Origin of the sequence: Pectobacterium aroidearum, from assembly GCF_015689195.1 — a bacterium.
Lineage (GTDB): Bacteria > Pseudomonadota > Gammaproteobacteria > Enterobacterales > Enterobacteriaceae > Pectobacterium > Pectobacterium aroidearum.
Genome location: NZ_CP065044.1, coordinates 4639562 through 4658665 on the forward strand (window position 1 = coordinate 4639562; position 19104 = coordinate 4658665).

The following is a 19104-nucleotide window of genomic DNA, read 5'->3' on the forward strand; positions in this document are numbered from 1 at the left end:
ACGCACTATATTCACTACAAAAGTAAGACTCGCGACAACAGTACGCACACCATAAGTACTATATTCACTTCTGATATAAATAATCACACAACGTGATTTATAAACAGATGTTTTGTCGCGTAGATTCGTTATTAACAAAAGTTATAAGCGCATGACCGCACTCTATTCACAGGAATTCATAATGAAAAAAATACGTTTTGCTTTACTGACCAGCGCCCTGCTTGCTACCAGCGTATTCGCTCATGCCGATGACCTTAGCGACATCAAGTCCGCAGGCGTTCTCAAGATCGGCACAGAAGGCACCTACGCGCCTTACACCTATCATGATAAATCAGGCCAGTTGGTTGGTTTCGATGTGGATATTGGCCGTGCGGTGGCAGAAAAACTCGGCGTGAAAGCCCAGTTTATTGAAGGACGCTGGGACGGGTTAATCGCCGGTATCGATGCCAAACGCTACGATGCGGTCATCAATCAGGTTGGCGTAACCAAAGAGCGTCAGGCCAAGTATGATTTCTCCAAGCCGTATATCGATTCCAAGGCGGTGCTGGTTGTCCGTGGCGATAACACCACCCTCAAAGATTTCAGCGATCTGAAAGGCAAAAAAGCGGCTCAGAGCCTGACCAGTAATTACTCTAAGCAAGCCACCAGCAACGGTGCAGACATTGTGCCAACGGACGGTTTTAACCAGTCTCTGGATCTGGTGCTCAGCGGCCGTGCTGACGCGACGTTAAACGATAATCTGTCATTCCTGGATTTCAAAAAACAGAAACCGGATGCCAACGTGAAGATTGCCGCGACCTCAAAAGACGGCGAACCTTCCGCGATTCTGGTGCGTAAAAACCAGGCACCACTGGTGGAAGCATTGAATAAAGCTCTGGATGAAATCAAAGCAGACGGCACCTATAAAACGATATCTGTGCGATACTTCGGGGAGGATGTTTCTCAATAATCGCACTGTTATCAGCGCATACCGTTATCGGAGCTCGTTTTCATGCCGCCTTGGCTACAACTCATGGCAGACTCCTTTTGGAGTCTGCTTTCTGCGGGACTTAAATTTACTGTCCCTCTGGCGATTCTGTCTTTCATCTTTGGCTTAGCCCTCGGTATTATCATCGCGCTGGTTCGCCTTTATGGCCCCAAACCGCTGAAATGGCTGGGTGATTTTTACGTTTGGGTCATTCGTGGCACACCGTTACTGGTGCAGCTTTTCCTGATTTTTTATGGTCTGCCCAGCGCGGGGATTACTCTGGATGCCTTCCCTGCAGCACTCATTGGTTTCACCATCAGCGTGGGCGCTTATAGCTCGGAGATCGTCCGTGGGGCCATTTTGTCTGTCCCGAAAGGCCAATGGAATGCCGCCTATTCTCTCGGCATGAACGGCAGACAGGCGATTCGCTGGGTCATATTCCCGCAATCCGTTTTCGTATCGCTGCCGCCGCTTTCCAATACGTTTATTTCCTTAATCAAGGATACGTCGCTGGCCGCGGTCATCACCGTGCCGGAGATGTTTTTATCCGCTCAACGCATCGTTTCCGTGACCTATGAGCCTCTGATTCTGTATGTCGAAGCGGCGCTGATTTATCTGATGTTCAGCACCGTGCTGAGCCAGCTACAGGTTAAGCTCGAAAAGTATTATCAGCGCCACATCACACACTAACATTTCCCGATATCAGCCCACGCCACCGCTGGGCTGATGACCCCCCCTACTTAACATTCAGCCTTGTTCACTGTTCTCCACATCTGATAAACGCGTAGAGTGACTGAAGGCATCTCGCGCTCTCCATTTTGACGCACCAAAAAAGGGCGCATCGCCCGCTTTGCATTTATCACGGTGCGCTCATACCTATTTAGAATTACCTACTTAGATCAATAACCCTTCATTTTCGTCTTTGTTATCAATCGAATAGAGAATTGGCATTTTATTTGCTTCGCTCTGCTCACGTCGGCATCCCGACAGACAGGTAGGGTGCACCTTTATTGTGTACTTCAAAAACAGCAAATAACTTTAGACGCTAGGATGATTATGAAAAGAATAGTGATTTCTACTCTGGTTGCTGGCGCGTCACTCTTTGCCGCAATCAATCAAGCCCATGCTGGTGCAACGCTGGACGCGATTCAGAAGAAAGGATTTGTACAATGCGGTATCAGCGATGGCTTGCCCGGTTTTTCCTATGCAGACGCCAGCGGCAAATACTCCGGTATTGATGTTGACGTGTGCCGCGGACTTGCTGCCGCCGTATTCGGCGATGCCAATAAAGTCAAATATACGCCGCTGACGGCAAAAGAGCGCTTCACTGCGCTGCAATCCGGCGAAGTTGACGTGCTGTCACGCAACACGACCTGGACCTCCTCCCGTGACGGCGGCATGGGCATGCTCTTTACCGGCGTCACCTACTACGACGGCATTGGCTTCCTGACGCACAACAAAGCAGGCTTAACCAGCGCCAAAGAGCTGGACGGCGCAACCGTTTGTATTCAGGCGGGTACCGATACCGAACTGAACGTCGCTGACTACTTCAAAACCCATAAGATGCAGTACACACCTGTCACGTTCGACCGCTCTGATGAAAGTGCCAAAGCGCTGGAATCTGGCCGCTGCGATACGTTGGCATCAGATCAGTCACAGCTGTACGCACTGCGTATCAAGCTGAGCAAACCTGCCGAATTTATCGTCCTGCCAGAAGTCATCTCTAAAGAGCCGCTGGGCCCGGTAGTACGCCGTGGTGATGAAGAGTGGTTCTCGATCGTCCGCTGGACATTGTTCGCAATGCTGAATGCCGAAGAGATGGGTGTGACTTCGAAAAACGTCGACCAACTGGCAGCAAAACCCACCACGCCAGATATGTCCCACCTGCTTGGTCACGAAGGCAGCTACGGTAAAGATCTCAAATTACCGAACGACTGGGCATTCAAAATCATCAAACAGGTCGGTAACTACGGCGAAATCTTTGAACGTAATGTCGGTATGGGCAGCGAGTTGAAAATTAAGCGTGGCCTGAACGAACTGTGGAACAAAGGCGGGATCCAGTACGCGCCAGCGGTACGTTAATTATCAGAAAAAACCGGGCGCAGTGTATTGCTGCGCCCCTCAGTACCCCGTATCGAGGTTCCAGCATGCTACAACGCCCAACCGTAAAAGGTGATTTATCACTGACTAATCCAGCGGTGCGCGCCTGGCTGTATCAAATTGTCGTTGTTATCGCTGTATTGGCTGTCGCAGCCTACCTGTTGCACAACACCGTGACCAATCTGGCACAGAGGGGCATCACCTCTGGCTTCGATTTCCTGAATAAAAGCGCTGGCTTTGGCATCGTCCAACACCTGATTGACTATCAACAAGGCGACACCTACGCCCGTGTTTTCCTTGTTGGGCTATTCAACACGCTACTGGTTTCGGCATTGTGTATCGTGTTTGCGTCGATTCTCGGCTTTACCGTTGGCCTTGCCCGGTTGTCCGATAACTGGCTATTACGGAAAATATCTAACGTTTATATTGAGATATTCCGTAATATCCCGCCGCTATTGCAGATCTTCTTCTGGTATTTTGCCGTACTGCGAAATCTGCCGGGACCACGTCAGTCAATCAGCGCATTTGATGTCGCCTTTCTCAGCAATCGTGGCTTCTATCTGCCCTCTCCTGAATTGGGGCCGGGTGCAGCGGCATTTTTTCTTTCTCTCATTATTACGTTGGTCGTGACATGGGGCGTTTTTCGGCGTAACCAGCGCTATCATGCGTTAACCGGTCAGCCACGCAGAACCTGGCCGCTGGCGCTAGGCCTGCTACTTGGGCTGTGTGCACTCAGCCATCTGATTTTTGGCTCGGCCTTTCACTGGGACATGCCGGAATTAAAGGGGTTTAATTTCCGCGGCGGTATGGTGCTTATCCCTGAACTGGCGGCATTAACCGTCGCCCTGTCGGTCTACACCTCATCGTTTATCGCCGAGATCATTCGTTCAGGCATCCAATCGGTTTCTCACGGTCAACATGAGGCGGCACGCTCTCTTGGATTACCGAATCCCGTTACGCTGCGCAAAGTGATCCTCCCACAGGCACTACGCGTCATCATTCCGCCACTGACCAGCCAGTATCTGAATATTGTGAAAAACTCTTCGCTGGCTGCCGCGATTGGTTATCCCGATATGGTGTCGCTGTTCGCTGGAACGGTGCTCAATCAGACCGGCCAGGCCATTGAGACCATCGCCATTACCATGTCGGTCTACCTCATTATCAGTCTGCTGATCTCGCTGCTGATGAACCTGTATAACCGCAAGATCGCATTAGTCGAACGCTAAGAGGACACATGACGATGAACCATTATACGCAAGGCCGTCAGTCTTCTCTGTTCAGAGCGATGCAGTGGGCACGGCGTAATCTCTTCTCCAGTATCAGTAATAGCCTGTTAACACTGTTTTGCCTCTGGCTATTGTGGGTTGCCATACCGCCGCTGCTCAACTGGGCGATCTTTCAGGCAAATTGGATTGGCACCACCCGTAATGACTGTACGCGTGACGGCGCCTGTTGGGTCTTCATTCACGCCAGATTTGGGCATTTTATGTATGGCCTGTACCCGGCAGCGGAAATCTGGCGCATCAACTTTGCCCTCACCATCGCACTACTCAGTATCCTGCCGATGTTCCTGAAAAGTATCCCCTATCGCGGACGCTACATTGCCGTCTGGTCAGTGGCTTATCCGCTCATTGCCTGGTGGTTGCTTTACGGCGGTTTTGGCGGGCTCAGCCGAGTGGAAACCTATCAGTGGGGCGGGCTCACGTTAACGTTGATTATCGCCGCAGTGGGTATCGCAGGTGCGTTACCGCTTGGCATCTTGCTCGCATTAGGGCGACGTTCCACGCTGCCGATCGTTCGTATGCTTTCCGTTGTCTTCATCGAGTTCTGGCGCGGCGTTCCGCTCATCACCGTGCTTTTTATGTCATCCGTGATGCTACCCCTGTTTTTAACGGAAGGCACCACGATCGACAAACTGCTCAGGGCGCTAGTCGGCGTTATTTTATTCCAGTCCGCCTATGTCGCCGAGGTCGTTCGCGGTGGTTTACAGGCGCTACCTAAAGGGCAGTACGAAGCCGCTGAATCTCTGGGCTTAGGCTATTGGCGTATGCAAGGGTTGGTCATTCTCCCGCAAGCGCTGAAAATGGTTATCCCAGGCCTGGTGAATACCATCATTTCGCTCTTTAAAGACACGAGTCTGGTGATCATCATCGGCCTTTTCGATCTCTTCAGCAGCATCCAACAGGCAACGGTTGACCCCACCTGGCTGGGCATGTCGACGGAAGGCTATGTCTTCGCTGCTATGGTCTATTGGATTTTCTGTTTCAGCATGTCGCGCTATAGCCAACATCTGGAAAGTCGTTTTAACACCGGACACAAGTCACACTGAGGCCATCCATGAATCAGACTGCATTAACTCAATCAACCGATCACATGATTACCTTAGAAAATGTGAATAAGTGGTACGGGCAATTTCATGTGCTTAAAGATATTAATTTGCAGGTCCGACAGGGGGAACGCATTGTGCTGTGTGGCCCCTCCGGCTCGGGGAAATCAACCACCATACGCTGCATTAACCATCTCGAAGAACATCAGCAGGGTCGGATTGTTGTTGACGGTATTGAGTTGAATAACGATTTACGCAATATCGAAAAAATTCGTACTGAAGTCGGCATGGTTTTTCAGCATTTCAATCTTTTCCCACACTTAACCGTGTTACAAAACTGCACACTGGCGCCATGCTGGGTACGCAACATGCCGAAGAAAGAAGCGGAAGAACTGGCAATGCACTATCTGGAACGCGTGCGTATCGCCGCACATGCGCATAAATTTCCAGGGCAGCTATCCGGAGGGCAGCAGCAGCGTGTGGCCATCGCGCGCTCACTGTGCATGAAGCCCAAGATTATGCTGTTCGACGAACCGACGTCCGCGCTGGATCCTGAAATGGTGAAAGAAGTGTTAGATACCATGTTGGGGCTGGCACAAGATGGGATGACGATGCTGTGCGTAACGCACGAGATGGGGTTCGCAAGAACCGTGGCTGACCGGGTGATCTTTATGGATCAGGGAGAGATCGTGGAACAAGCGCCACCGGATATCTTCTTCTCCAGCCCTCGCTCAGAACGCACACAGTCATTTCTCTCGCAGATCCTGCACTAATCCAGAACAATCAGCCTGCGTATCCACGCAGGCTTTCCCCAACAGCGCCAGTAAATAGCTCTCGCTATAGCTTCATTGAGTACAGACGGCCTCAGGTAGACAGCTTTCACACTAAGCCATTGAATAGTCGCTGGTAACAAATAGACTTCTGCATCCTCAACAACCATCCATTCACCTGTCTGTCATACGAACTGCTGGCAGGCAGCGGATATATATACAGCACTCTCCGCAACGCATACAGCAAAAAGCCCCTGTCTTCCGACAGGGGCTTTCCACTTGTTTGATGCCTGGCAGTTCCCTACTCTCACATGGGGAAGCCCCACACTACCATCGGCGCTACGGCGTTTCACTTCTGAGTTCGGCATGGGGTCAGGTGGGACCACCGCGCTATCGCCGCCAGGCAAATTCTGTTTCATTCCAGCCGTTATACTCCGGTCGCTTTCGCTTCCATCTGTATAATCACCAGAACCAATCTTCGAACAAGCTGAATATCGTTCTCTATGAGTCATCTCACAAAACACCTTCGGTGTTGTAAGGTTAAGCCTCTCGGGTCATTAGTACTGGTTAGCTCAACGTATCGCTACGCTTACACACCCAGCCTATCTACGTCGTCGTCTTCAACGGCCCTTCAGGGACATCTAGTGTCCAGGGAAGACTCATCTCGAGGCAAGTTTCCCGCTTAGATGCTTTCAGCGGTTATCTCTTCCGCACTTAGCTACCGGGCAATGCAATTGGCATCACAACCCGTACACCAGTGGTGCGTTCACTCCGGTCCTCTCGTACTAGGAGCAACCCCTCTCAATCTTCCAACGCCCACGGCAGATAGGGACCGAACTGTCTCACGACGTTCTAAACCCAGCTCGCGTACCACTTTAAATGGCGAACAGCCATACCCTTGGGACCTACTTCAGCCCCAGGATGTGATGAGCCGACATCGAGGTGCCAAACACCGCCGTCGATATGAACTCTTGGGCGGTATCAGCCTGTTATCCCCGGAGTACCTTTTATCCGTTGAGCGATGGCCCTTCCATTCAGAACCACCGGATCACTAAGACCTGCTTTCGCACCTGCTCGAGCTGTCACTCTCGCAGTCAAGCTAGCTTATGCCTTTGCACTAACCTCCTGATGTCCGACCAGGATTAGCTAACCTTCGTGCTCCTCCGTTACGCTTTGGGAGGAGACCGCCCCAGTCAAACTACCCACCAGACACTGTCCGCAACCCGGATTACGGGTCTACGTTAGAACATCAAACATTAAAGGGTGGTATTTCAAGGTTGGCTCCATGCAGACTGGCGTCCACACTTCAAAGCCTCCCACCTATCCTACACATCAAGGCTCAAGGTTCAGTGTCAAGCTATAGTAAAGGTTCACGGGGTCTTTCCGTCTTGCCGCGGGTACACTGCATCTTCACAGCGAGTTCAATTTCACTGAGTCTCGGGTGGAGACAGCCTGGCCATCATTACGCCATTCGTGCAGGTCGGAACTTACCCGACAAGGAATTTCGCTACCTTAGGACCGTTATAGTTACGGCCGCCGTTTACCGGGGCTTCGATCAAGAGCTTCGCCTTGCGGCTGACCCCATCAATTAACCTTCCGGCACCGGGCAGGCGTCACACCGTATACGTCCACTTTCGTGTTTGCACAGTGCTGTGTTTTTATTAAACAGTTGCAGCCAGCTGGTATCTTCGACTGATTTCAGCTCCATGAGCAAGTCACTTCACTTACCATCAGCGTGCCTTCTCCCGAAGTTACGGCACCATTTTGCCTAGTTCCTTCACCCGAGTTCTCTCAAGCGCCTGAGTATTCTCTACCTGACCACCTGTGTCGGTTTGGGGTACGATTCGGTGTTACCTGGAGCTTAGAGGCTTTTCCTGGAAGCGTAGCATCAGTTACTTCATCACCGTAGTGACTCGTCATCACGCCTCAGTGTTAACGATGACCCGGATTTACCAAAGTCACCCACCTTCACGCTTAAACCGGGACAACCGTCGCCCGGATAACCTAGCTTTCTCCGTCCCCCCTTCGCAGTAACACCCAGTACAGGAATATTAACCTGTTTCCCATCGACTACGCTTTTCAGCCTCGCCTTAGGGGTCGACTCACCCTGCCCCGATTAACGTTGGACAGGAACCCTTGGTCTTCCGGCGTGCGGGTTTTTCACCCGCATTATCGTTACTTATGTCAGCATTCGCACTTCTGATACCTCCAGCAACCCTCACAGGCCACCTTCGCAGGCTTACAGAACGCTCCCCTACCCAACAACACTAAGTGTCGCTGCCGCAGCTTCGGTGCATGGTTTAGCCCCGTTACATCTTCCGCGCAGGCCGACTCGACCAGTGAGCTATTACGCTTTCTTTAAATGATGGCTGCTTCTAAGCCAACATCCTGGCTGTCTATGCCTTCCCACATCGTTTCCCACTTAACCATGACTTTGGGACCTTAGCTGGCGGTCTGGGTTGTTTCCCTCTTCACGACGAACGTTAGCACCCGCCGTGTGTCTCCCGTGATAACATTCTTCGGTATTCGTAGTTTGCATCGGGTTGGTAAGTCGGGATGACCCCCTAGCCGAAACAGTGCTCTACCCCCGAAGATGAATTCACGAGGCGCTACCTAAATAGCTTTCGGGGAGAACCAGCTATCTCCCGGTTTGATTGGCCTTTCACCCCCAGCCACAAGTCATCCGCTAATTTTTCAACATTAGTCGGTTCGGTCCTCCAGTTAGTGTTACCCAACCTTCAACCTGCCCATGGCTAGATCACCGGGTTTCGGGTCTATACCCTGCAACTTAACGCCCAGTTAAGACTCGGTTTCCCTGCGGCTCCCCTATTCGGTTAACCTTGCTACAGAATATAAGTCGCTGACCCATTATACAAAAGGTACGCAGTCACACCCCGAAGGATGCTCCCACTGCTTGTACGTACACGGTTTCAGGTTCTATTTCACTCCCCTCGCCGGGGTTCTTTTCGCCTTTCCCTCACGGTACTGGTTCACTATCGGTCAGTCAGGAGTATTTAGCCTTGGAGGATGGTCCCCCCATATTCAGACAGGATGTCACGTGTCCCGCCCTACTCATCGAACTCACAGCCTGTGCATTTTTGTGTACGGGACTATCACCCTTTACTGTGCGACTTTCCAGACGCTTCCACTAACACACAAACTGATTCAGGTTCTGGGCTCTTCCCCGTTCGCTCGCCGCTACTGGGGGAATCTCGGTTGATTTCTTTTCCTCGGGGTACTGAGATGTTTCAGTTCCCCCGGTTCGCCTCATTACGCTATGGATTCACATAATGATAGTGTGTCGAAACACACTGGGTTTCCCCATTCGGGTATCGTCGGGTATAACGCTTCATATCAGCTTACCGACGCTTATCGCAGATTAGCACGCCCTTCATCGCCTCTGACTGCCTAGGCATCCACCGTGTACGCTTAGTCGCTTAACCTCACAACCCGAAGGTGTCTTTGATAAATCAAAGTCACTGTCGCGCTGCGATTATTTGAGAGACTCATTGACAGACTGCATCGTCATCGACACCCGAAGGTATCAACGCACGTTCAGCTGTCATGTTTCAATTTTCAGCTTGTTCCAGATTGTTAAAGAGCAATATCTTAAACCCTGACTATTACTAATCAGTTTTAAGATATGAGGTAAGTGGTTGACTTACTGAAGACCCCCGCTTTCACCGGAATGGTCGGATGCGCTGGCGTCCCCTAGGGGATTCGAACCCCTGTTACCGCCGTGAAAGGGCGGTGTCCTAGGCCTCTAGACGAAGGGGACACGACACCGTACTTTGTTGACGCTTTTGCTCATTATTTTCATCAGACAATCTGTGTGAGCACTTCACTCAACGCACATCTTCTTGGTAAGGAGGTGATCCAACCGCAGGTTCCCCTACGGTTACCTTGTTACGACTTCACCCCAGTCATGAATCACAAAGTGGTAAGCGCCCTCCCGAAGGTTAAGCTACCTACTTCTTTTGCAACCCACTCCCATGGTGTGACGGGCGGTGTGTACAAGGCCCGGGAACGTATTCACCGTAGCATTCTGATCTACGATTACTAGCGATTCCGACTTCATGGAGTCGAGTTGCAGACTCCAATCCGGACTACGACGTACTTTATGAGGTCCGCTTGCTCTCGCGAGGTCGCTTCTCTTTGTATACGCCATTGTAGCACGTGTGTAGCCCTACTCGTAAGGGCCATGATGACTTGACGTCATCCCCACCTTCCTCCAGTTTATCACTGGCAGTCTCCTTTGAGTTCCCGGCCGAACCGCTGGCAACAAAGGATAAGGGTTGCGCTCGTTGCGGGACTTAACCCAACATTTCACAACACGAGCTGACGACAGCCATGCAGCACCTGTCTCACAGTTCCCGAAGGCACTAAGGTATCTCTACCGAATTCTGTGGATGTCAAGAGTAGGTAAGGTTCTTCGCGTTGCATCGAATTAAACCACATGCTCCACCGCTTGTGCGGGCCCCCGTCAATTCATTTGAGTTTTAACCTTGCGGCCGTACTCCCCAGGCGGTCGATTTAACGCGTTAGCTCCGGAAGCCACGCCTCAAGGGCACAACCTCCAAATCGACATCGTTTACAGCGTGGACTACCAGGGTATCTAATCCTGTTTGCTCCCCACGCTTTCGCACCTGAGCGTCAGTCTTTGTCCAGGGGGCCGCCTTCGCCACCGGTATTCCTCCAGATCTCTACGCATTTCACCGCTACACCTGGAATTCTACCCCCCTCTACAAGACTCTAGCTTGCCAGTTTCAAATGCAGTTCCCAAGTTAAGCTCGGGGATTTCACATCTGACTTAACAAACCGCCTGCGTGCGCTTTACGCCCAGTCATTCCGATTAACGCTTGCACCCTCCGTATTACCGCGGCTGCTGGCACGGAGTTAGCCGGTGCTTCTTCTGCGGGTAACGTCAATCGGTGAGAGTATTAATCTCACCGCCTTCCTCCCCGCTGAAAGTGCTTTACAACCCGAAGGCCTTCTTCACACACGCGGCATGGCTGCATCAGGCTTGCGCCCATTGTGCAATATTCCCCACTGCTGCCTCCCGTAGGAGTCTGGACCGTGTCTCAGTTCCAGTGTGGCTGGTCATCCTCTCAGACCAGCTAGGGATCGTCGCCTAGGTGAGCCATTACCTCACCTACTAGCTAATCCCATCTGGGCACATCTGATGGCAAGAGGCCCGAAGGTCCCCCTCTTTGGTCCGAAGACGTTATGCGGTATTAGCTACCGTTTCCAGTAGTTATCCCCCTCCATCAGGCAGTTTCCCAGACATTACTCACCCGTCCGCCGCTCGTCACCCGAAGAGCAAGCTCTTCTGTGCTACCGCTCGACTTGCATGTGTTAGGCCTGCCGCCAGCGTTCAATCTGAGCCATGATCAAACTCTTCAATTTAAGATTTGTTTGATTTGCTGAACTCGTCAGCGATGCTCAAAGAATTAAAACTGTTTATTCGTAATGAATTTACTGTTGTTCACTCTTCAAGACTTTTCATATCGTTAAGATACGGTCTTGTGAGTGCCCACACAGATTGTCTGATTAAATTGTTAAAGAGCAGTGCGTTGCAGCCTTAACCGCTTCGCGAGGTGGCGTATATTACGCTTTTCACCTTCAGAGTCAACGCTTATTTTAAAGCGTTTTCTCTTTCTTTACCGACCCGGTTGTGAATCACAGCGCCGTGTCGATGGAGGCGCATTATAGGGACTTCTCGACCTGTCGCAATAGGTATTTTAAAGAAAAATGACTATTTGCTGCATTCCACAGCAAAACCCCGCCTTATACCTTTTTTTGCACAAACTTATCCACAGAAAGCATTCTACTCAAAAATTGACGAGCATCACGCAAACGTTTTCGCTACAATTCACCCCGTTCAAAATCGTCGTGTTTTTGCGAACGCTAACTGAATATTTCTCTTTATTCCGCAATTATTGCTCTGACAAAGACGATATTCACATACCGTTCTTTACTGACTACCCAAATCCAGGGGATAACATCATCATGCAACAACGCCGTCCAATTCGCCGCGCTCTGCTCAGCGTTTCTGACAAAGCAGGTATTGTCGAATTTGCTCAAGCTCTGTCCCACCGTGGCGTCGAGCTCCTTTCAACCGGAGGAACCGCCCGTTTGCTGGCCGATGCTGGCTTAGCGGTGACAGAAGTCTCTGACTACACCGGTTTCCCGGAAATGATGGATGGGCGTGTAAAGACCCTGCACCCGAAAGTACACGGCGGCATTCTGGGACGACGCGATCAAGATGATGCGATCATGGCGCAGCACGACATCAAGCCGATTGATATCGTCGTTGTGAATCTGTATCCGTTCGCACAGACCGTTGCCCGTGAGAGCTGCACATTAGAAGATGCAGTTGAGAATATCGATATCGGCGGCCCGACTATGGTTCGCTCCGCCGCCAAGAACCATAAAGATGTGGCTATTGTGGTCAAGAGCAGCGACTACAGCGCCATTATTAATGAAATCGACGCCAACGAAGGTTCATTGACCTACGAAACCCGTTTCGATTTAGCGATTAAAGCCTTCGAACATACTGCCGCGTACGACAGCATGATTGCCAACTACTTTGGCGCATTGGTTCCGCCTTACCACGGCGAAACCGATAAACCATCAGGTAACTTCCCACGCACGTTGAACCTGAACTACATCAAAAAGCAGGACATGCGCTACGGCGAGAACAGCCATCAGCAAGCTGCCTTCTATATAGAAGAGAATATTCACGAGGCATCTGTCGCCACGTCTACGCAGTTACAAGGAAAGGCGCTGTCTTATAACAACATCGCCGATACCGATGCAGCGCTGGAATGTGTGAAGGAATTTGCCGAACCAGCCTGCGTTATCGTTAAACATGCGAACCCCTGTGGCGTCGCCATTGGCGGCTCAATTCTTGATGCCTACGAACGCGCCTATAAAACCGACCCGACATCTGCATTCGGCGGCATTATCGCTTTCAACCGCGAGCTGGATGAAGAAACCGCACAGGCTATTATCAGCCGTCAGTTTGTCGAAGTGATTATTGCGCCATCTGCCAGTGAGGCCGCATTGAAGGTGACCGCAGCCAAACAAAACGTACGTGTCCTGACCAGTGGTAGCTGGCAGCAACGTGTTCCTGGTCTGGATTTCAAACGCGTCAACGGCGGTTTGCTGGTACAAGATCGCGATTTGGGTATGGTCGATGCGTCTCAACTGCGTGTCGTGACCGAGCGCCAACCGAGCGAGCAGGAATTACGCGATGCCCTCTTCTGCTGGAAAGTGGCTAAATTCGTTAAATCCAATGCGATCGTGTACGCACGCGATAACATGACCATCGGGATAGGCGCCGGCCAGATGAGCCGCGTTTACTCAGCGAAAATCGCCGGAATCAAAGCGGGTGATGAAGGGCTGGAAGTAAAAGGTTCCGCCATGGCCTCTGATGCATTCTTCCCATTCCGTGATGGTATTGATGCCGCCGCTGCCGTTGGTATTACCTGCGTGATCCAACCGGGTGGGTCCATTCGTGATGATGAAGTTATTGCTGCCGCCAACGAACACGGCATTGCGATGATCTTTACCGACATGCGCCACTTCCGCCATTAATACTGGAGCTGACCGAAATGAACATTTTAGTAATTGGTAATGGCGGACGCGAGCACGCGCTGGCCTGGAAAGCCTCACAGTCACCACTGGCGAAACGCGTTTATGTCGCTCCGGGAAATGCGGGCACCGCACTTGAAGCCGCGCTGACCAACGTTGATATCGCCGCAACTGATGTTCCAGCGCTCGTCGCTTTTGCGCAAGAGAACCACATTGATTTAACCATCGTTGGCCCGGAAACACCGTTAGTTATCGGTGTGGTGGATGCGTTTCAGAGCGCAGGTCTAAAAATCTTTGGTCCGTCGCAGGCCGCAGCACAACTGGAAGGCTCTAAAGCCTTCACCAAAGATTTTCTGGCACGCCACAATATCCCGACAGCGGAATACCAAAACTTCACTGAAGTTGAACCCGCGCTGGCCTATGTACGCAGCAAAGGTGCGCCTATCGTCATCAAGGCAGATGGATTAGCCGCAGGTAAAGGTGTAATTGTCGCCATGACGTTGCAGGAAGCAGAAAACGCCATTCAGGATATGCTGGCGGGCAATGCATTCGGCGATGCAGGACACCGTATCGTGGTGGAAGAATTCCTTGATGGTGAAGAAGCTAGCTTCATCGTCATGGTGGACGGCAAGAACGTGCTGCCGATGGCAACCAGTCAGGATCATAAACGCGTTGGGGATAAAGATACGGGACCGAATACTGGTGGCATGGGCGCCTATTCGCCAGCCCCGGTCGTGACCGATGAAATCCACCAGCGCGTGATGGATCAGGTGATCTGGCCGACCGTAAACGGCATGGCCGCAGAGGGAAATACCTACGTCGGTTTCCTGTATGCAGGCCTGATGATTTCTGCCGATGGTCAGCCAAAAGTGATCGAATTCAACTGTCGCTTTGGCGATCCAGAAACACAGCCAATTATGCTGCGTCTGCGTTCCGATTTGGTGGAACTGTGTCTGGCAGCCTGTGACGGCACGCTGGATCAGAAAGATTCCGTCTGGGATGAGCGTCCATCTCTGGGTGTGGTATTGGCCGCAGGCGGCTACCCGGCTGACTACAACACGGGTGATGTGATTTCCGGTTTACCGCAGCAGGATGCCGAAGATGGCAAAGTCTTTCATGCGGGTACCAAGCTGAACGGTATTAATGTCGTTACCAACGGCGGCCGCGTACTGTGCGTCACCGCATTGGGTAATACCGTAGCTGAAGCGCAGCAACGCGCTTATGAAATAGCAGCGGGTATTCAGTGGCAAGGGGTATTCTGTCGCAAAGACATCGGTTATCGTGCCATTGAGCGCGAGCAAGCCTGATAAGCCATGCTCCGATAAATGATTGTCTGATCAATACTGAAGCCCGGAGAAATCCGGGTTTTTTTATAGTCAGTTTTATATACCCTAAATAATTCGAGTTTCAGGACAAAACGAGTTCGTTTTGAATAACGCGGCGAGAGAGGGAGTCCCGATGAGCTTACTCAAGTAAGTGATTCGGGTGACTGACAAATCTGCCAGAGGCAGGTTTGAACGCTGCTTGCAGCGGCCCCAACGGGGCGAGGTCCACGTAAGTGGGCCGAGTAACGCAGCCAACGCACATGCAACTTGAAGTATGACGGGTATAGCTATTTAGGCTGCCACTGGCAGACATCATCCTCCACCACCAGCAATAACTGTGTTCCTTCCGGCGCTTCCAGCCATGCGACATTTAGCGGACGCGTTGCATGCATTTTTTGCTCCGCGATCCATTCACGCGAATCATTGTCAAAATCAGGGCGAACTATCGTGCCGTCACAAGACTGTACCTGACCTTCCAGCCATTTCCCTTGTTTCAAGATCACCTTGCCTGCACGCAGGACATCGCTCAACTCCAGCATGCGCTTAGCATCAAACTGGTAGAGCGCGACATCATCATCAGAAACCGATTCACGTCTTTCGGCAAGTTGCCGCTGCATAAAGCTGACGGTTCCATCTTCTGCAAAGCGCAAACGCATATCTTCTTTTTGCGTTCCAAGCTGATTACGCTGTATCTCGCGTAGCTTGTCCTGCTGGAACGTATAGCGAGTCACCACCAGCGCATTGCCCTGAAGCGGGTTGAACACGGTGGTCAACGCCGTCGTATTCTGTGCATCGTCTTTACGCCACAAACGCACGATACCGCGATCGGCTACGTAACCGCTGGCGAAAAATTCCGGCGGTGCGGTGCGGCTACTACAGGCCACCACAGCAGTAAGCATGAGGCCTACGCCACACCAGCGTCGTAAAAGCAAAAGGGGCGAAAACGCCCCTCTGCTTAAACTTTTAACCGACATGGGCTTATTTAACAGCGTCTTTCAGAGCCTTGCCAGAAACAAACGCTGGCACGTTGGCAGCAGCAATTTTGATTTCTTTACCGGTTTGTGGGTTGCGGCCAGTGCGCTCATTACGATGGTTGACTTTAAACGTACCAAAACCAACTAATTGTACTGCATCACCTTCTTTCAGAGACTCGGTAATTGCCGCCAGAGTTGATTCCAGAGCTGCTTTAGCCTGTGCTTTTGACAGATCAGCTTTGTCCGCAATTACATCAATCAGTTGAGTCTTATTCATAAGTTATCCTTACAGTGTGTTTATCGCTTGCTAAGCATCGAGTGCGACGGATATGCCATTTCCCTTTTCAGGGTGTGGTAGCACTCTCCTGCATACACGCACCGACAGCCACTTTTTTTACGCCCCCCAAATGTAGACCAGACAGGGTGCGAATGTGAAGCCTAAAGACAGGCCATTTCAGGCCTTAAATCACGTTTTATCGCGTTATTGATGCAAATTTATCCCGATGTTACTACTTCCAGCCTCGCGCAGATCGGAACGGAGCCCTTTTATCAGCTCAATATCGCGTTCTTCACAAGCCGCCAACAGGCGAAAAATCTCCCATTGGATGTCCCATTCTTCTTCAATTGCAGGCAAAACCTTTAGCTCATCGTCGGTCATTTCTTTGCCTGCCTGCGTCATTTCCAACATAGCAACCGTACGGATAGACGTTTCGCTAATGGCTATCGCATGTTCCAGCGTTTCACCACTCAAGCGTGAGTGAATTAACTCACCCAACGCGATACAGGCATCAATAGCCGGATAGACGCCGTAAAGATCATAATCTTCCGCGGCGGGAATCGCTTCTTCCAGCTTTTCCAGTTGGCTATCGAAATTAACCTTCGCATCTTTAACCACTAATGTTTCCCATACCAAATCGAGAATGCGGCGGTAAACCATCGCATCACCAAACTCTGTTTGACGACAGAATTCGTGGTAATTGGGATACATACGTTCACAAAGACATGCCATGAAAGTGACATGTTGCCAGCTTGCCAGTTTTTCCAGACGTAAATGAATGGGGTTACGTAACATTTTTATGCTCATTAACAGCGACGGACGGCAGTGTACCTGAAATAACAATGACGCCCTATGCCTGAATTCCTAAAGTTTTACGACAATACGTTAGCGGCTTGCTGCCGTTGCCAACGCACAAATGCGGGGCGATTCGATGCAACCGCATCAGCCCAACGGGTCGGCTCCGGTAAACGGTAGCCACGCATACAGGATTGTACCCAGTGCAATGCGCTGTCCTGACCTACTCGATGCCCCGTCGCCACGAACAGCGGGTTACAGCGCGCTTTGCTGCGCCATACCCAGCCAATCTGCTCACCCTTATCCAGTAACGGCTGCTGGCTGCCGACGCTCTCCGCTAACGGTTCAAATCGACCGCACAGCCGACTTTTTGCCACACCAATCGTCGGAACATCAACCAGCAAACCAAAATGGCTGGCAACGCCGAGACGCCGTGGGTGAGAAATCCCATGCCCATCGACAAACAACAAATCCGGCTTCTGTTCAAGCTGCGCCCACGCAGCTAACAGCCCAGGGCATTCACGAAACGAAAGAAAACCGGGGATGTAGGGCATCGTCGTGCTGATACGCGCAATCTTGTATTCTACCAGTTCCAACGAAGGATAGCGCATTACCGCAATCGCCGCGCGAGTTACCGACCCTTCTTGCTCAAAGCCAACATCCGCACCCGCGATAAACGCAGGCTGCTCAAAAGGTAAATCGTCGTGCCGAATCACATCAGAAGCACGGGCCAGTTGCTCCGCCCGCAGCTGTTGTGTATCAATCACATCACCCCCTGTGAATCATGCGTGATAAGGGCGGGACAACCGATGCACGGCCTCAACAAACACGCCCGCGTGCTCCGGCGGCACGTCCTGATGAATGCCGTGACCCAGATTGAAAACATGTCCGCTACCTTGCCCAAATCCAGCGAGGATCGATGCCACCTCCTGTTCGATCCGTGCAGGATCGGCATACAACATCGACGGATCCATATTACCCTGTAGCGCCACTCTATCGCCGACCCGACGGCGTGCGTCGGCAATATCGCTCGTCCAGTCCAGCCCCAGCGCGTCACAGCCCGTTTCTGCCATCGCCTCCAGCCACTGGCCTCCGCCTTTGGTAAAGAGCGTCACAGGCACTCGGCGACCTTCGTTCTCACGTTGTAAACCATCAACAATCTTATGCATGTACCGCAGGGAGAATTCTTTGTAGTCACGTCCGCTCAGCGCGCCGCCCCAGGTATCGAATACCATGACCGCCTGCGCGCCAGCGCGAATTTGCGCGTTGAGATAAAGAATGACGCTATCAGCCAGCTTATCCAGCAGCAGGTGTAACGTTTTAGGCTCAGCGAACATCATTTTCTTGATGACGGTAAACGCTTTGCTGCTACCGCCTTCAACCATATAGGTCGCCAGCGTCCACGGGCTGCCCGAGAAACCGATCAACGGCACTTCACCGGCGAGGTTTTTACGGATCGTCCGCACCGCGTTCATCACATAACCGAGTTCCTGCTCAGGATCGGGAATCGGCAGGTTAACTACATCGGCATGAGACGTGATGGGAGAGTGAAAGCGTGGGCCTTCCCCTGCTTCAAAATAGAGCCCTAAGCCCATGGCGTCAGGAATAGTCAGGATATCGGAGAACAGGATCGCCGCATCCAGCGCATAGCGTCGTAAAGGTTGTAACGTGACTTCGCAAGCCAGTTCTGCGTTTTTACACAGCGACATAAAATCACCCGCCTGCGCGCGCGTTGCCTTATATTCCGGCAAATAACGCCCCGCCTGACGCATCATCCATACCGGAGTGACATCAACGGGTTGGCGCAATAACGCCCGCAAGTAGCGATCGTTTTTCAGATCAGTCATGTTCTTTTCCTTTCAACCTCACGGCGGTTCGACACCGGATAGATGTGATGAAACGGATGCGTTATAAAACGAACGCTTTATAAAACGAATACGTTATGACGCCAGTACGTTATGTACGCGTGCCATT

At 51.5% G+C, this 19104-nt stretch carries 13 protein-coding genes, 1 tRNA gene and 3 rRNA genes; 8 read left to right on the forward strand and 9 right to left on the reverse strand.

The genetic code is table 11. The annotated features are described in order from the left end of the window. Window positions 1-181 precede the first annotated feature (181 nt). The 6 genes from I2D83_RS20690 (at window position 182) to I2D83_RS20715 (ending at window position 6166) form a co-directional block, all read left to right on the forward strand. A complete protein-coding gene (locus I2D83_RS20690; RefSeq protein ID WP_205947232.1) occupies window positions 182-949 on the forward strand; it encodes an amino acid ABC transporter substrate-binding protein in 768 nt (255 codons plus the stop codon). A 42-nt stretch (window positions 950-991) separates the two neighbouring features. Then, window positions 992-1657 carry an amino acid ABC transporter permease gene (locus tag I2D83_RS20695; RefSeq protein ID WP_010681530.1) on the forward strand — a complete coding sequence of 222 codons (666 nt, stop codon included), beginning with the start codon at window positions 992-994 and terminating at the stop codon, window positions 1655-1657. A 366-nt stretch (window positions 1658-2023) separates the two neighbouring features. Further along, complete coding sequence (locus tag I2D83_RS20700; RefSeq protein ID WP_005975324.1) at window positions 2024-3049, forward strand: amino acid ABC transporter substrate-binding protein; 1026 nt, start codon at window positions 2024-2026, stop codon at window positions 3047-3049. A gap of 65 nt (window positions 3050-3114) precedes the next feature. Next, window positions 3115-4293, forward strand: coding sequence for an amino acid ABC transporter permease (locus I2D83_RS20705; RefSeq protein ID WP_205947233.1), 1179 nt, complete (start codon window positions 3115-3117; stop codon window positions 4291-4293). An 8-nt stretch (window positions 4294-4301) separates the two neighbouring features. After that, window positions 4302-5396 carry an amino acid ABC transporter permease gene (locus I2D83_RS20710; RefSeq protein WP_181848300.1) on the forward strand — a complete coding sequence of 365 codons (1095 nt, stop codon included), beginning with the start codon at window positions 4302-4304 and terminating at the stop codon, window positions 5394-5396. A gap of 8 nt (window positions 5397-5404) precedes the next feature. Continuing rightward, entirely contained in the window at window positions 5405-6166 is a 762-nt protein-coding gene (locus tag I2D83_RS20715) for an amino acid ABC transporter ATP-binding protein (RefSeq protein ID WP_012772954.1), read from the forward strand. Between the two features lie 285 nt (window positions 6167-6451). Here the strand turns inward: I2D83_RS20715 and rrf are convergent. From rrf to I2D83_RS20735, 4 genes are all read right to left on the reverse strand, one after another. Continuing rightward, window positions 6452-6567: ribosomal RNA gene (gene rrf / locus I2D83_RS20720) — 5S ribosomal RNA — on the reverse strand. A gap of 132 nt (window positions 6568-6699) precedes the next feature. Further along, window positions 6700-9606 (reverse strand): 23S ribosomal RNA (locus I2D83_RS20725). Between the two features lie 259 nt (window positions 9607-9865). Further along, window positions 9866-9941 (reverse strand) — tRNA-Glu (locus I2D83_RS20730). Between the two features lie 86 nt (window positions 9942-10027). Beyond that, window positions 10028-11569, reverse strand: a 16S ribosomal RNA gene (locus tag I2D83_RS20735). The 16S, 23S and 5S rRNA genes sit together here with 1 tRNA gene alongside, the layout of an rRNA operon. 603 nt (window positions 11570-12172) lie before the next feature. Between I2D83_RS20735 and purH the strand changes: the two genes are divergently transcribed. Then, on the forward strand, window positions 12173-13762 hold the full coding sequence (gene purH, locus I2D83_RS20740) for a bifunctional phosphoribosylaminoimidazolecarboxamide formyltransferase/IMP cyclohydrolase (protein ID WP_205947234.1): 1590 nt from the start codon (window positions 12173-12175) through the stop codon (window positions 13760-13762). 17 nt (window positions 13763-13779) lie between these two features. Then, complete coding sequence (gene purD / locus I2D83_RS20745) at window positions 13780-15066, forward strand: phosphoribosylamine--glycine ligase (protein ID WP_180779705.1); 1287 nt, start codon at window positions 13780-13782, stop codon at window positions 15064-15066. Window positions 15067-15371: 305 nt separating this feature from the next. Here the strand turns inward: purD and I2D83_RS20750 are convergent, their stop codons facing one another. The 5 genes from I2D83_RS20750 to hemE all read right to left on the reverse strand — a co-directional run bounded on the left by I2D83_RS20750 (window position 15372) and on the right by hemE (window position 18977). Further along, window positions 15372-16058 carry a DUF1481 domain-containing protein gene (locus I2D83_RS20750; RefSeq protein ID WP_205947235.1) on the reverse strand — a complete coding sequence of 229 codons (687 nt, stop codon included), beginning with the start codon at window positions 16056-16058 and terminating at the stop codon, window positions 15372-15374. A 4-nt stretch (window positions 16059-16062) separates the two neighbouring features. Continuing rightward, window positions 16063-16335 (reverse strand): nucleoid-associated protein HU-alpha, encoded by a 273-nt coding sequence (gene hupA, locus I2D83_RS20755; protein WP_005970302.1) that lies wholly within the window; start codon window positions 16333-16335, stop codon window positions 16063-16065. 204 nt (window positions 16336-16539) lie between these two features. Further along, a complete protein-coding gene (locus I2D83_RS20760) occupies window positions 16540-17130 on the reverse strand; it encodes a YjaG family protein (protein WP_012772950.1) in 591 nt (196 codons plus the stop codon). A gap of 77 nt (window positions 17131-17207) precedes the next feature. After that, window positions 17208-17897: a deoxyribonuclease V gene (gene nfi, locus I2D83_RS20765; RefSeq protein WP_181830637.1), complete on the reverse strand. Its 690-nt coding sequence runs from the start codon at window positions 17895-17897 to the stop codon at window positions 17208-17210. Between the two features lie 15 nt (window positions 17898-17912). Beyond that, window positions 17913-18977: a uroporphyrinogen decarboxylase gene (hemE, locus tag I2D83_RS20770; RefSeq protein ID WP_205947236.1), complete on the reverse strand. Its 1065-nt coding sequence runs from the start codon at window positions 18975-18977 to the stop codon at window positions 17913-17915. Between the last annotated feature and the right edge of the window lie 127 nt (window positions 18978-19104).